The following is a 14,821-nucleotide window of genomic DNA, read 5'->3' as shown; positions in this document are numbered from 1 at the left end:
AACAGGGTTAATGCCTAACGCTTTTAGTTCTTCTGAATTACCGACACCTGACAATTGCAGTAGTTTTGGCGAGTTAATCGCGCCACCACAGGAAATAATTTCCTTACCATAAACGGTGCGAGTTTTCTTACGACGCTTGAATTCAACACCCACCGCTGTTTTGCCGTCAAAGATAATACGATTAGCAGTTGCACCCGTCAGTACCGTTAAGTTCTTACGGTTTTTAACTGGATGTAGATAAGCACGGGCGGCACTTAAGCGACGACCACGGTAAATGTTTTGGTCGAACGCACTAAAACCTTCTTGTTGATAGCCGTTTACATCATCAGTGAGAGGATAACCAGCTTCCTGAGCCGCTTTAAAAACGCATCAAACAGCGGGTTATCACAAGCGGCAGTAGAGATAGCCAGCGGACCGTTATCACCGTGGTATTTATCCGCACCTTTCAGGCGAGTCTCGAACTTGCGGAAGTACGGTAGGCAGTGCTTGTAGTCCCAGTATTCAAGGCCTTCATTGCTTCCCCACTTTTCATAATCCATCGCATTACCACGGATATAAATCATACCGTTGATACAGCTGCTTCCGCCCAGCACTTTACCTCTTGGTTGCGCTATTTTACGGTTCTGCATATGCGGTTCAGGCTCTGATTCGTACAACCAATTATAGGTACCTAAGGGAGCTTCGGCTCCCTTTTTAGCGATTGGAACTACCAAGTTTCCTTAAACAGTGCTTTTACTTGGCGATAGTTTTCAACACCTAGTTTCTCTTCAAGCTCCATTTCGAGTTCGTTCTTAATCTGCATGACTTGTTCACCAAACTGTTTACCCGATTGTGTAAGTGTGATGATTTTCTCCCTACGATTAGACGCAGAAGTCGTCAACTCTACCAAATTAAGCGATTCAAGATTCTTAACATGCTTATGAGCGGCTTGGCGACTAATGTTCATGTATCGAGCCGATTCACTCACACTCATCGCATTAAATTGAACTAGGCTAATCAGGTAGATATCCATTTCAGAAAAAGTCAGCTCAAAATGGCTTCCAATCCGCTGCATTGTTTCCTGGCGAAACTGTTTATGTTTTTCACTAATCAGATCGACAAGACCTAACGTATCCAAGTATCTATCGTTATCCATCTTCTACTCTACTAAACCAGTAAGAATGTCTACACCACAAAGTATGCCTCACCACCCCATATTGTCAATTAAGTTGACAATAAATATATCTCACTTTAATATCGTCAACTAAGTTGACGGTTTAACTGGAGAAATGAATGGGTAAGAACAAATACGAGAATTTTGTATTCTCTGTAATAATCTGTTTTTTAATGGTGTTAGGTATGACGCTGTATAATGCGCTACTCCACTCAGCCGGAGATGTGGATCTGATCAGTACGCTAGCATCGGTAAAGTTTGTGGCGATCTTCTTAGTAGCGTTCACAATAGATTGGTTTGTAGTCGCGCCGCTCGTCAAAACAATCGTCGCGAAGTTAACCAATGAAACAACGCCATTTATTAAAAAAGTGCTGCTTATATCAGGGCTGATGGTGTTATTCATGTGTGCATCAATGTCATTTATTGCGACATTAATTCAAGGCTACGAAGGCTCGCTATTAGCTGCGTATGCCAAGGTATTTGCACTTAATATTGTCGTCGCTTTGCCTTTGCAATTTGTCGTCGTTGGACCGATTGCTCGCGCAACATTCTTCAAATTATTTCCGCCAGCAGAGATTACCACAGCAGCTTAACTTTGCTTATCAACATAATTTATCCATGCTTAGCATCGCATTGAAAAGTGATCCAACTGAAAAGTGGCTCACTTTTTTGTTAAATGATTTTACTATTTTTCATAAAGTTACCTGTACGTAAGCCGTAGACAGACGTTGTCCAATTCATTAAGTTAAATTTATGTTTGCATTTTTGGCTAGTGTGCAACTCAAATAAACCGATTAGTTTTAGTAGCACGTCAATGACAACGGAGCGAAACTATGAAAGTACTGATTCAATACACGCAAGCAGGTAAATACCGAGATCAGGCATGGGAAACACCAACGCTAAAGTCTATCGGACAGGTTCAGGCGGTCACCCCGGCATGTGCGGCACAGTTAATTGAACAAAAGAAAGCAAGCTTAGTCACATCTGACGATGATCAAATCATCTTCTACACCTAGTCATTTAAACCATCGATACTTCACGATATCAGGACAAAGAGAAAGCTAGAGAACAGTTAGAGCGAATCTTGAATCACGCTAGCTGTCTTTCATCCAGCTATTATCCTCGATGAAGGCTAGCTCCTCTTGGTATCCAGAGCTTAAAAGCGGAAAGCGTTTATAGGTTTTTGGATCCAAGCTATTCAGTTCGATATGAAAGCCCGGAGCCTGACGGTCGCGTTTCCATTGATTGCGAAACAGCAACTTGAAAAATTTGACGATATATGTGGCCATAGTTTGCTTATCGATGAATTCAAATTCTTCCGTCATCGCATCAAAAATATCCCTCGGGGACATACCCGCTTCTAAGGTCAAAAAGACCATACGATCGAGCACATCATAAGGCATCAAATCATCTTCATCACTTTGTTCTTCTGGACGTAACTCCGCCGTTGGACGTTGATTATTGATATAAGAAAGTGCTTCTAGCTTCATGATCTGATTACCAGTGCAATAAAATCCTTTTTTCTCTAGCCATACCAGTAGCTTGAGAATTCGGCTTTTAGTTACGCCAGAGATAGGCGCGAGTACACCAGAAGAGTCACCATCCATTGTGCAGTAGCCTACCGCCCCTTCCGACATATTACTCGTCGTCAGCAACAGTTTATTTTCCAGATTCGCAATGAACCAGATACTCGGTGAGCGCACACGTGCCTGTACATTTTGTAGCGCGATGTCGTGATCATTCCAATTGAGGTCTAGATTAGTTGCTTTTGATATCATCGACTCGTAGTTCTTTACCACCTCAGCAACACTAAGGTTTAAAAATTTTGCACCAAATGACTGCGCCACTTTTTGCGCGGCAGTACGAGTAACGGGACCACTGTTCGCGCTGGCCTGATACGCGGTGGTGAGCATGTTCGCCATGATTGAGGACGCAGTATCCATGACGAGTTGATGGGGCTCGTCTTTATCTCCCACCTGCTTAAATTCAGCGCTTTGCTCGTCACCCAAAAATTGACGTAGATACTCTGGCAATAAACACTCAGCACCTTTCTCTGTTTTAGCAACCCGCTCACACAATTCCAGGATAACGGATGTATAAACAGCACTGGCAACTAATGCAGAATCAGCCCCGCCACTGAGTGAGAGCGCATAGCCGCCAGTACGTGTTTTCTTCAACCAGTCGCGCAGACCTATCGCAATAGCACGTAGAGCTTCTTCATGTTCCAGATATTCACTGTCTTCCCAAGGCTGATTTAAGGGCGGTATAGGTAACTTGGGAGAATTAGGAGATTTACTGAGTATGACTTTGACGACCGCCTCGGTATCAAAGTCATGTTCCTCATAATAGCGTTGACTGTTATTGATTTGACCTATCCGGCTGCGGGATAAATCAATATCTGCTGTGATGACTTCTACGTCACTCATGTGAAACCGTTCGCCTTTAGCGACCAAGCTGCCATCAACCGCAATCATTACCCCAGCATCATAAATAGCCCGCCCAGATTCACAACCAGAGAGATTGGAATACACATAACATGCCGAATAGACACGGCTCGACTCTTCCACCAGCCGCTTACGAGTGAGCGATTTACCTATCGCAAAGTGACTCGCACTTGGATTTGCAATGACTTCCACGCCCTGATTAAAGAAGCGTTCCGAAGTGCGGTCTGCAACCCAGGCATCTTCGCAGATTTCAAAACCAACTTTGACACCGTTAACGCTGTAAACCAAATTGCCAACACGCACAGGTGGTGTCCCCTCTTTGAGTACCACCGTCGCGTTTTTGTCTCGAGTCCATGGCGTAAACCAACGTTGCTCATAATGAAGACCATTTGCGGCTAAATTACGCTTTAGAGAGATACCTTGAATGCCCTCATGCGTAAGCAGCGCAACACCATTGTAAACACGATTGTTGATCATCACGGGTAAGCCAACCGATACCGCCATGCTATTAGGAATCGACTGCGTTAGGTCAGAGACACTTTTCAGTGCGCGCTCAGAGACATGAGGGCTGTGGAAGAAATCTTCACAGCCATAACCAGAAATGCATAACTCTGGCGTAATAAGAAGCTCCGCACCGGCGTGATGCGCTCTATCGATTGCTTTCTGGATGTTATGCAGGTTTCCACTCCAATCCATTGGAGTCTGGTTTAATGAGCATGAGCTAATACGCAGTTTCTTCACAATACTTCCTTTCCTCAACTTCTGGCCTTAAGCCAGTACTCAGTAAGTATTAGTGATTGAAGCGAAAATGAGCAAACGTGAGCGTGATTTAGCAACTCTAAGCAGAGCTTATTTTGATAAGCACATGGCAATATATTGGCGAAAAATTGGCTAAGACATTGCCTTCGAAACAATAACCAATGTTTCGAAATAAATTTGATATTTTGCCCAATAGATCATGTATCAATAGCCGCTCCTTGGCTAAATAATAATAATAACAACCTGTTTTTTTATTCTTTTTTGAGCGTTACGTTTGGTAGAGATAACATCGATAAACTACTCAATCTCGCTACATTTTCGGCAAGGTTTTCCAAGTTGATTTCCGCTTCGTCTAACGCTTCTGATAAGCTCATCGCACGTGACACGCATACAAATACTGCGTCAATACCACACTCATAGACTGCTTGATAGTTTCTCCCCGTGCACCCTGCAAGCGCAATTACTGGAAGGTCAAATTGCTTCGCTACTTGAGCGACCCCCATAGGAGTTTTTCCATGTACAGTCTGTTGGTCGATACGTCCTTCACCAGTAAAAACAATATCCGCATCCGATACATGTTCTGATAGCTTCACTGTTTCTAAAACGATCTCGATACCAGGTTTCAAACTGGAGGATAGATAGCCAATTAATGCTGCCCCCATTCCACCTGCTGCACCAGCACCTTTTTCCGTCAGAACATGCCTTCCCATGACTTGTTCCGTTAGATCTCCAAATTTTCTCAGCGCACTATCTAGCAGATCTATATCTTCTTGAGTAGCACCTTTTTGTGGTCCAAATACATTCGACGCCCCTTCTTTGCCACACAAAGGGTTATCCACGTCGCAAGCCACTAAAATCTCACACTCAGCTAAACGCGCATCAAGACTAGAGTGTTCAATGGATGCTAACTCAACCAACCCCGCACCATCAGGCGTAATTTCCTCACCAGATTGATTTAAAAACCTGACGCCCAGTGCTGCGAGCATACCAATACCACCATCATTCGTTGCACTGCCGCCTATCCCAATAATAAAACGCTGAATACCTTTATCCAGTGCATCGAGAATCAGTTGACCTGTACCGAAGCTACTCGTCCTTTTAGGGTCTCGCAGGTCTTGTGGAACGAGATGCAAACCACTCGCTTCTGCCATTTCGATCACAGCGGTTTCACCGTCTCCGAGAACACCGTAATGAGCGTTTACTTCATCACCTAGTGGCCCTTTCACTGAAACCATAACTAGCTCACCTTGAGTAGCATCAACTAACGCCTGAACAGTCCCTTCTCCACCATCAGCAACTGGTACAGTGACAAATTCAGCGTCTTTCCAGACACGCTGTAGCCCTCTTTTAATCGCATCGCTGACTTGCTTCGCAGTCAAACTCTCTTTAAATGAATCCGGGGCAATCACCACTTTCATTTTATTCTCCTAAGGCATTAGGCTTCTAGACTACACAAAGGTAATAAAGAAACCCATATTGAATTTTCCAATATGGGTTTCTGGATTTATTGTTTGTTTTTGTTAGGCAACCGACTCTACTGAGTTTGTTTTACTGCTTTTGATTTTTAGCGCAATAATAACGGCTGCAAGTACAGCTACTGGTACTAGTGGGTCGATGTAAGTACCACCTTTACCAAACATTAAGTTTAGCACCATGATGATTGATGCACCGATAGCCCAAGCAATCGTTGACGATACCGACCAAATTTTCAATTGATCCGTTAGCTCTGTAATGCCTAACGTACGGTTGATGATGTGGAAGTAAGAGTCATTTAGGTGTGAGAAGCCTACCGGGCCTACGGCACACGCTAGCGCTACAAAAACAGGATCCAAACCAAGAGTCTCAACTAAAGGCAATGTCATTGTTGCCGCCACCATCATAGAGGCGGTAGCAGAGCCTTGGATTAAGCGCAGCATTGATGCAATGGCCAGTGGAACTAATAGTGGTGGAATACCACTACTTGCAATTGCTTCAGCAACCTGTGGACCCGCACCAGACGCTTTTAGTACTGCACCCATTGCGCCACCACAACCTGTTACTACAAGGATTAAACCCGTTGTCGATAAGGCATCGTCCATTGAGCCAACCATATCTTTGCGTTCAATCTTACGAGTTAAACCATAAAGTGCCATCAGAACACCAAGACCAACTGCAACCACTGGGTTACCCAATAGAGAAAGTGTGGTATGTAATGCTGAATCCCCTTTGCCAATTAGCGTGTTGATTAGGATAAGTGCGATTGGAACTAGGATAGGACCGAACGATAAGAAGTTACCAGGTAGATCTTTGTCATCTGAAGCTTTTACTTTTTCAAGGTTCGCCCAATCCGCTTGGTTAGTGATCCAAGACTCGCCATTTGGAACTCGGTAGTATTCATTACCTACACGGCGAATATAAATCATCGATAGCAGCATCATTGGGATTGATACCATTAAGCCCCAAAGCATGTATTCACCAAGGTCAACGCCAAGAATACCAGCAACTGCAACTGGGCCTGGTGTTGGCGGCACAAGAGCGTGAGTGATCAGTAGACCTAGGGCAAGAGTGACACCTAAACCAACCGCAGACTTACCCGTATCACGTGAAATTGCGCGAACGAGAGAGTGTAAAATGATATACGCAGAGTCACAGAATACAGGGATTGCCACGAGCACGCCGGTAAAACCAAGCGCAAGATCCTCACGACCTTTACCACAAATTTTCACGAAGGTTTTCGCCATACGAACCGCAGCGCCAGAGCGTTCAAAACACGCGCCCATGATAACGCCAAATGCGATGATTAAACCGATACCGCCCAGTACGCCACCAAAGCCAGCTTTGATCGCGTTAATTAGATCGGTTGGGGCCATGCCTGCAAATAAGCCCATAATGATACTGGCAATAACCATTGCGAGTGCTACTGGGATACGTGTTTTTACTATCATCCCCATCATGGCAATGATGCCAATCACAATTCCTATTAATGCTCCGTCCATTTTTGTTTCCTTTGTCTCGTGTGTAGGGTTTGTGCTATGGGCAATCAAGTTATGCCCAAAGCACTTATTGTTATTTATGACACTTAATCTTTTTGACTAAGTTATCTTTATTTTTCATCTGGCTTCGCTCAGCAAAGCCCTCTTATATCTTTATTCTTTACAGGTACGGCTTGACCCAATTGAGTCCTTGCTCTGTGGTGTTTCTTGGGTTGTATTCACAACCGATCCAGCCCTGATAACCTGAGTCGTCTAAAACATCGAACAGATGCGGATAGTTCAGTTCTCCTTCAGAAGGCTCGTGTCTTTCTGGGACTGACGCGATTTGAATATGACCCGTGTACGGCGCAACCTCACGGATAAGGGTGCTTAAATCACCGTCCATAATTTGTGCGTGGTAAAGATCCAGTTGCAGCTTCACATTTGGTCGGTTGACTTGCTTAATTAACTCGACAGCTTCACGCTGATGAGCGATAAAGTAGTTGGGAACATCACGGCTATTTAACGGCTCGATCATGAGCTCAATGCCATGCTCAGCAAACTTGTCTGCTGCATAACGAATGTTGGCGATAAACGTTTCTACATGTTGCTCGCGAGTAAATTGCTTATCAACGATGCCAGACATTGCGTGGACCTTTTTGCAATTCAACTTGTCGGCATACATTAACGCGGTGTCTACACTGGCTTTAAACTCATCTTCGCGGTCAGGGATTGCGGCAAAGCCTTTTTCGCCAGCATCCCAGTCACCAGGAGGCATGTTGAACAGGGCTTGTTCGAATCCAAATTGCTGCATTTTGTCTGCCAGTTCCTGTGGCTCGTATGCGTAAGGGAAAAGATATTCCACCGCTTTAAAACCCGCCTGGTGTGCTTTTTCAAAACGTTCCAGAAATGGTACTTCTGTAAATAACAGAGTGAGATTTGCTGCAAACTTAGACATTATTTACCTCTCCCTTTCAGGTCTTGGACTTCTTCATCAGTTAAGTAGCGGATTTTTTTATCTTTGAGAATGAACGCCAGCTTCGCTGTTTCTTCAAGTTCCTCGGCATTATCCACTGCATCTTCAAAGTCTTCGCCAGTGATAACAGGACCGTGATTTGCTAATAAGAATGCGCGATAATCGCCTGCTCGCTTTGAAAGTTCCTCGGCAATTTGAGGATCACCTGGGCGAAGGTAAGGAATAACAGGCAACTCACCAATACGCATCACATAATATGGAGTAAACGCTTTTATTGCGTTGTCACGATCCAGCCCTTCCAGACAAGACAGCGCAGTCAAATAAGTAGAGTGCAGGTGCACAATTGCGTTGCACTCAGATTTACTACGGTAAATTGCCAAATGGAATGCCACTTCTTTTGAAGGCTTCTTACCTGAGATATGATTACCATCGATATCCACTACGGATAACTCTTCTGCTACAAGGCGGCCAAATGAAGAACCAGTCGGTGTTGCCAGAAAGTGACCATTGGGTAATTTTATTGACAGGTTGCCCGCACCACCAGTGGCATAGCCGCGCTCAAACATAGAACGCGCCAGTGTTACCATTTCTTCTCGAAGCTGTTGCTCCGTCTTAGAATTGTTGCTCATTCGTACCTCACTCACGCAAAGAATGATTGGGCTTTAGCGAAAAAGTTTTCGTCGCCAAAGTTGCCAGATTTAAGTGCCAGAGAAAGCTCGCCTTCTACCGATTTAACCCAAGGCACACCAGGTGCGATTTGAGGGCCAATATGGAAGCCTTTTACTTTCAGGCTTTGAGTTACAACACCTGAGGTTTCTCCTCCTGCGACAATAAAGTTCCTCACACCATTTGATTGAAGCTTGACGGCGAGTTGGCTGAAGAACTGCTCTACCGCGTGACTTGAAGCCTGAGCGCCATATTGCTCTTGAATCGCTTTCAGAGCGCTCGCATCCGCGGTCGCGTAAACTAAAGGTGCGAATTCACTTGCGATATTTGTCATTACCCAATCAAAAACGACATCTGAGTAATCCTTATTAGTCAGACAGGCCTCAACATCGATAGCAAAATGAGGGGCTTGTTGCTTATAAACTGAAACTTGTTGATTGGTCATCACAGAGCATGAGCCAGAAAATACCACCGTTGGTGCTTTTACGGGGTTACCAGCTTGCTTCGCATCAGTCTGATCTTCGAGCTGTTCAACCCAGTTTTTAGCAAGCCCTGCAGCCAGACCTGAGCCACCTGTCACGAGTTTTAGTGACTTAGCGGCTTCGCCTAGTGTGACGAGATGCTGGGAGTTAAATGCATCCGTTACCGCGTAATGATGACCTTTCTCTTTTAGTTCAGAAAAACGCTGTACTACTGTTTGAACACCTTGTTCAATCGTTTGGAAATTCACCAAGCCAGTTGTACCTTTTGACTGAGCGTTCATCATGCGAAGCAGGCTTGAATCAGTCATCGGTGTCACTGGGTGATTACGCATACCAGAGTCGCTGAGCAGATCCTCGAATACAAACAGATGCCCGTTGTAGACCGTACGACCATTTACTGGCAGAGCAGGACAAACGATCGTGAAGTCTTCACCAAGTTCAGCCAGTAATGCGTCAGTAACAGGGCCAATATTGCCTTCTGGTGTACTGTCAAATGTAGAGCAGTACTTGAAATAGAACTGCTGGCAACCTTGTTCTTGCAGCCACTGAAGTGCTGCGACAGAGTCTTGGATTGCTTCGTCAACAGGGCATGAACGAGATTTCAGACTGATCACAACCGCATCCGCGTTTACGTCAATCTCTGTTGCTGGGATTCCGTTTAATTGCACAGTTCGCATGCCGTTTTCAACCAGAAAACCTGCAATATCGGTTGCGCCAGTAAAGTCATCCGCGATAACGCCTAATAACATACTTACTTCTCCACTCTAGTACGCTTACTTATCTACGCCAGGTAATTCGATGCCATCAAAAATTTTGATAACAGCGCTGTCATCTTCTTGACCAAAGCCTGCATTGCTCGCACTGACAAACATGTTCAAAGCTGTACTTGAAAGCGGCAAAGGAAACTTAAGGTCTTTCGCTGTGTCTGAAACGAGGTTGAGATCCTTAACAAAGATATCGACCATCGATTTTGCTGAGTAATCACCATCAACCACATGCTTCATACGGTTCTCAAACATCCAAGAGTTACCCGCAGCGTTTGTCACCACATCGTACATAAGATCAAGAGGGATGTTTGCACGCGCCGCGAGTGCCATAGCTTCTGCACCTGCCGCAATATGAACCCCTGCTAATAGCTGGTGGATGATCTTGACTGTCGCGCCAAGGCCAATCGCTTCACCGATGTTGTAAACTTTGGCTGCGGTTGCTTTGAGTACCGGATCCAGTGCATCAAATGTACTTTGCGCACCAGATGCCATGATTGTCATTTCACCAGCTTCAGCTTTTACTGCGCCGCCAGATACAGGTGCATCCAGCATGATCAGGTTGTGCTCAGCAAGCTTTGTTTCTATTTGCTTAGCGTCTTCTGCAGAAATGGTTGCTGACACCATGACTGGCGTGTTTGGTTTCAATGCTGCTGCAAGGCCAGTCTTAAACAATACGGTGTTCACTTGTTGTGCATTTACGACCAGAACCAGAACGGAATCTAATTTATCTGCAAGCTCTACAGCGTTGGTTGACACAGCTTTCGCACCAAATTCTGCAAGCTCTTCAAGAGCTTTGGGATTTAAGTCAAAACCATACACATCAAGGCCTGCACGCACACAAGATTTTGCCGCGCCCATACCCATTGAGCCTAAACCGATCACACCGACAGATTGAACTTCACTCATAGTAACAATGCCTTCTTGGTAAATATTGAACTGAATTTTGTTAATTCTTGTTTATTGATTGTGATTATATGTGAATCTAAACATCTAGACTCCGCTTTAAGTCACATTTTTAACAAATATTAACATTCAACTGATATTTCACTTGTTATAAGTGTAGTAACACCGTTGTTTTGAGTGAGTTCACATCCTTAACACCGTGAACGCAACATATATTCACAGATGTTCACAAGCCAGAGAAAGATTGTTAGGATACTGAAAAACAAAAACATGAAGTTAAATAATGATTCCAGCAGAACGTCAAAGAACAATTTTGTCCCTTCTATCACATCAAGAAGTTCTCAGTATCTCCGATTTAACAGAGCATCTCGGTGTGTCACATATGACGATTCGTCGTGATATTGTGAAACTAGAGTCTTCGGGAAAAGTGGTCTCTGTTTCCGGCGGGGTGCAGCTTGCTCAGGTACTGCATAGTGAATTGTCACACGATGCGAAAGTAGAACAACAGGCTGATGAAAAGGCGCACATTGCTCAAATTGCCGCGACGTTAATTGATAAAGATGCCACAGTATATTTGGATGCAGGCACAACGGCGTTAAGTATTGCCCATCGAATCGTCGACCGAGAGGATCTACTGGTAATCACCAATGACTTTTCGATAGCGGCTTACCTAATGACCCATAGTCAATGTGAGCTATACCATACAGGTGGAAAGGTTGATCGCGAAAACCAATCGAGTATTGGCGGAAAGGTTGCTGAGTTCCTCGCGGGGATGAACATTGATATCGCCTTCATATCGTCTTCATCTTGGAGTCTAAAAGGATTATCTACACCCAATGAAGGCAAAGTGTGGGTAAAAAAAGCCATAGCAAAAGCGGCGCAAACAAACTACCTGATCACCGACTCTACAAAATATGGTCGTGTCGGTAGTTTCCACGCGTTAGATATTGAGGAGTTTGATGGCATCATCACCGATCAGAACCTATCGCAAGTCGTTAAAGTAGAGCTTATGGATAAAGGTTTGACCGTGCTTGATAAATTACCCTCTCTGGGCTGATAAAAGAATCATCGAATGGCAATCCTACCCTCATGTTGGTTAGCGGGTGCAGGAAAGGCTTTGTCTAGCTCTCGAATATCCTCATCGGTCAATACGATTTTTGCTGAATCTAGATTCTCTTTCGTCCTTGCTATCGAGCTGGATTTAGGAATTGCAATCACGCCCTTTTGTCGAGTGAGCCAGGCTAATGCAATTTGAGCTGCGGTCGCTTGATGACGTTCCGCGATATTCATCAAATCTGGATGGTGTACCAAAGCACCTTGATCAAGCGGGCAATAAGCCATCATCGCCATGTGGTGTTTGTCGCAAAACGGTTTCACCGCCCATTCAGGTTCACGATGCGACAGGTTATAGAGCACTTGATCTGTTGCGCATAGTCCAACCTTATCAGCCGCGCAGAAATCTTCCAGCTCATCGATATCAAGATTACTCACCCCATAGTCACGAATTTTGCCTTGGGTTTTTAGCTGATAAAGTGCTTCCAGCGTTTCCTCAAACGGGACGGTACCTGACCAATGAAGCAGATAAAGATCCAAATAATCCGTATTTAATCGAGTAAGACTTCGTTCACAAGCCGCAATAACACCCTCTCGGGAAGCGTTATGAGGATAAAACTTGCTGACCACATACAATCTGTCACGATAACCAGCCATTGCTTCTCCAGCAATACGTTCGGCTTCACCTTCGCCATACATCTCTGCGCAGTCGATTAACTTCGCTCCATATTCAATACCAAAGCGTAACGCGTCGATTTCCTGTTGTCGCGATCGTGGGTCCTCGCCCATGTACCAACTTCCCAGCCCCAACTGTGGTATCACATTACCACTGGGTAAAATAAATTCAGCCATCCCACCTTCCCTACGCTTGATATTTTGTGTCGCTCGACATTAATCCGTGCAGTCTGCGAATCACTTGATTTTGGTTACACATATAGAAATGTAGGCGTGTTATCGTAGCTCGTAAACAAACAATTCCATCCATCATCACCACTTTGCTATCACGTCAAGCCAATGCACCACTTGAGGTCAAATATTCTATATCATTCACCAGTTTGGTTCGTATAACGCTCCTATAGCGGCAAAAATAAATGCCATAAGTCAGCTATCTATCTAGATTCCACAAGCTGGCATACTTCTGGCTTAGTCACTTTGCTTTTAATGGTTTTCGGTTGTTACATACACTACTCTATTGACAAGGGCTTACGCAGATAAGTCAAAAACCATGAGTATCAAACATATTCAATGGAGTGACTTATGAACCACAAATCGAACGTTCTATACTTAAAGAATACTGAACCATTTTCTTCTGACTCGATGCCGAAAACAATGGCGATCCGTGCGAGCTTGCTCCACTTTCTCGAAGATCCCGCCAAGGTCACCAACCCCAAACACGCTTTTCAATATTTTGAAGACGGTCTGTTAGTCGTTGAAGATGGTCTCATCAAAGACGTGAAAGCGTTCAGCGATTCAGATACAACTCAATATGCCGAAATCGTGGATTATCGCGGCAAACTTATCGTGCCGGGCTTTATTGATACTCACATTCACTACCCTCAAACAGAGATGATTGCTTCGTATGGCAAGCAGCTACTTGAATGGTTAGAGAATTATACCTTCCCAACCGAGAAGCAGTTTGAAGACAAAATACATGCAAAAGTGATCTCCCGATTCTTTATTAATGAGCTGCTAAAAAACGGTACCACCAGCGCTTTAGTGTTTGGTACGGTTCATCCCGAATCCATCGATGCCCTGTTTGAAGAGTCGCTTGAGAAGAACATGCGCATTATTGCCGGTAAAGTGATGATGGATCGTAATGCACCGGACTACTTACTCGACACGCCAGAGTCTAGTTACAGTGATAGCAAGGCACTGATTGAGAAATGGCATAATCACAAACGTCTTCAATACGCCATTACCCCAAGGTTTGCTCCTACGTCGTCGCGTGAGCAATTAACGGCAGCTGGCAAACTCAAAGCAGAGTTCCCCGATGTTTACGTTCAAACTCACCTCTCTGAAAGCAAAAATGAAGTGGAATGGGTGAAGTCTCTTTTCCCTGAACACGAAGACTATTTTTCTGTCTACCAACACTACGGTCTGGCTGGTGATCGCTCCGTCTTTGCCCATGCGATTCATCTCACTGAACGGGAGTGGGATGCTTTTGACGGTACGGATTCTGTAATCTCGTTCTGTCCTACCTCGAATCTGTTTCTTGGTAGCGGGCTTTTCGACTTAGAGAAAGCAGAACAGAAGAATGTTCGTGTGGGATTAGGGACTGACGTCGGTGCTGGCACCAGTTTTAGCCAGTTTCAGACGTTAAATGAAGCTTATAAAGTCATGCAGCTACAAGATAAAAAACTGTCCCCATTCAAAGGATTGTACCTCGCGACTCTTGGCGGGGCGAAATCACTCAGTATCGACGACAAAGTTGGTAACTTTGAAATAGGCAAAGAAGCTGATTTTGCAGTCTTAGACTGGGCCGCAACAGACTTACAACACCTTCGACAGCAACATGCGAAAAGTTTAGAAGATAAGCTGTTCGCGCTGATGATATTAGGGGATGATCGAAACGTAGATGCCACCTACGTTGATGGTAAGCTGGTCTACTCCTCCACCGATCACTTAGTGACAACACTAACCTAAAGCGAAATCCCCCACGTACCTGAT

At 44.6% G+C, this 14,821-nt stretch carries 14 protein-coding genes and 1 pseudogene; 4 read left to right on the top strand and 11 right to left on the bottom strand.

Going from position 1 to position 14,821, the window contains the following annotated elements; all coding sequences use genetic code 11:
• Positions 1-18: 18 nt before the first annotated feature.
• The 3 genes and pseudogenes from OO774_RS24040 to OO774_RS20655 form a co-directional block, all read right to left on the bottom strand.
• A pseudogene (locus OO774_RS24040) lies at positions 19-306 on the bottom strand (GMC family oxidoreductase N-terminal domain-containing protein); the annotation flags it as partial.
• 11 nt (positions 307-317) lie between these two features.
• A complete protein-coding gene (locus OO774_RS24035; protein ID WP_346015261.1) occupies positions 318-629 on the bottom strand; it encodes a GMC family oxidoreductase N-terminal domain-containing protein in 312 nt (103 codons plus the stop codon).
• A 77-nt stretch (positions 630-706) separates the two neighbouring features.
• Positions 707-1,135 carry a MarR family transcriptional regulator gene (locus tag OO774_RS20655; RefSeq protein ID WP_264906360.1) on the bottom strand — a complete coding sequence of 143 codons (429 nt, stop codon included), beginning with the start codon at positions 1,133-1,135 and terminating at the stop codon, positions 707-709.
• 137 nt (positions 1,136-1,272) lie between these two features.
• On the opposite strand from OO774_RS20655, the gene OO774_RS20650 reads away from it, so the two are divergent.
• Together OO774_RS20650 and OO774_RS20645 are read left to right on the top strand one after the other, a co-directional pair.
• Entirely contained in the window at positions 1,273-1,746 is a 474-nt protein-coding gene (locus tag OO774_RS20650; protein WP_264906359.1) for a DUF2798 domain-containing protein, read from the top strand.
• 240 nt (positions 1,747-1,986) lie between these two features.
• Entirely contained in the window at positions 1,987-2,169 is a 183-nt protein-coding gene (locus OO774_RS20645; RefSeq protein WP_264906357.1) for a hypothetical protein, read from the top strand.
• 78 nt (positions 2,170-2,247) lie between these two features.
• On the opposite strand, the gene nadE is transcribed toward OO774_RS20645, so the two are convergent.
• From nadE to ltnD, 7 genes are all read right to left on the bottom strand, one after another.
• On the bottom strand, positions 2,248-4,338 hold the full coding sequence (nadE, locus tag OO774_RS20640) for an NAD(+) synthase (protein ID WP_264906356.1): 2,091 nt from the start codon (positions 4,336-4,338) through the stop codon (positions 2,248-2,250).
• A 269-nt stretch (positions 4,339-4,607) separates the two neighbouring features.
• Entirely contained in the window at positions 4,608-5,774 is a 1,167-nt protein-coding gene (locus tag OO774_RS20635; RefSeq protein WP_264906354.1) for a glycerate kinase, read from the bottom strand.
• Between the two features lie 102 nt (positions 5,775-5,876).
• On the bottom strand, positions 5,877-7,331 hold the full coding sequence (locus OO774_RS20630; protein ID WP_264906352.1) for a GntP family permease: 1,455 nt from the start codon (positions 7,329-7,331) through the stop codon (positions 5,877-5,879).
• A 157-nt stretch (positions 7,332-7,488) separates the two neighbouring features.
• A complete protein-coding gene (gene otnI, locus OO774_RS20625; protein ID WP_264906350.1) occupies positions 7,489-8,265 on the bottom strand; it encodes a 2-oxo-tetronate isomerase in 777 nt (258 codons plus the stop codon).
• Positions 8,265-8,912: an aldolase gene (locus OO774_RS20620; RefSeq protein ID WP_264906348.1), complete on the bottom strand. Its 648-nt coding sequence runs from the start codon at positions 8,910-8,912 to the stop codon at positions 8,265-8,267. The genes otnI and OO774_RS20620 overlap by 1 nt, the downstream gene beginning before the upstream one ends.
• Before the next feature lie 11 nt (positions 8,913-8,923).
• Positions 8,924-10,180 (bottom strand): 3-oxo-tetronate kinase, encoded by a 1,257-nt coding sequence (gene otnK, locus OO774_RS20615; RefSeq protein ID WP_264906346.1) that lies wholly within the window; start codon positions 10,178-10,180, stop codon positions 8,924-8,926.
• Between the two features lie 24 nt (positions 10,181-10,204).
• Positions 10,205-11,104 carry an L-threonate dehydrogenase gene (gene ltnD, locus OO774_RS20610; protein ID WP_264906344.1) on the bottom strand — a complete coding sequence of 300 codons (900 nt, stop codon included), beginning with the start codon at positions 11,102-11,104 and terminating at the stop codon, positions 10,205-10,207.
• Between the two features lie 280 nt (positions 11,105-11,384).
• Here ltnD and OO774_RS20605 point away from each other — a divergent pair, with 280 nt between their 5' ends.
• Positions 11,385-12,158, top strand: coding sequence for a DeoR/GlpR family DNA-binding transcription regulator (locus OO774_RS20605; RefSeq protein WP_264906342.1), 774 nt, complete (start codon positions 11,385-11,387; stop codon positions 12,156-12,158).
• Positions 12,159-12,166: 8 nt separating this feature from the next.
• On the opposite strand, the gene OO774_RS20600 is transcribed toward OO774_RS20605, so the two are convergent.
• A complete protein-coding gene (locus OO774_RS20600) occupies positions 12,167-13,006 on the bottom strand; it encodes an aldo/keto reductase (protein WP_264906341.1) in 840 nt (279 codons plus the stop codon).
• 405 nt (positions 13,007-13,411) lie between these two features.
• Here OO774_RS20600 and guaD point away from each other — a divergent pair, with 405 nt between their 5' ends.
• Entirely contained in the window at positions 13,412-14,797 is a 1,386-nt protein-coding gene (gene guaD, locus OO774_RS20595) for a guanine deaminase (protein WP_346015260.1), read from the top strand.
• Positions 14,798-14,821 lie beyond the last annotated feature (24 nt).

The sequence above is a fragment of the Vibrio sp. STUT-A11 genome (assembly GCF_026000435.1).
Lineage (GTDB): Bacteria > Pseudomonadota > Gammaproteobacteria > Enterobacterales > Vibrionaceae > Vibrio.
The sequence above is the reverse complement of the archived record's forward strand: the minus strand, read 5'-3'. Positions and strand labels throughout refer to the sequence as shown.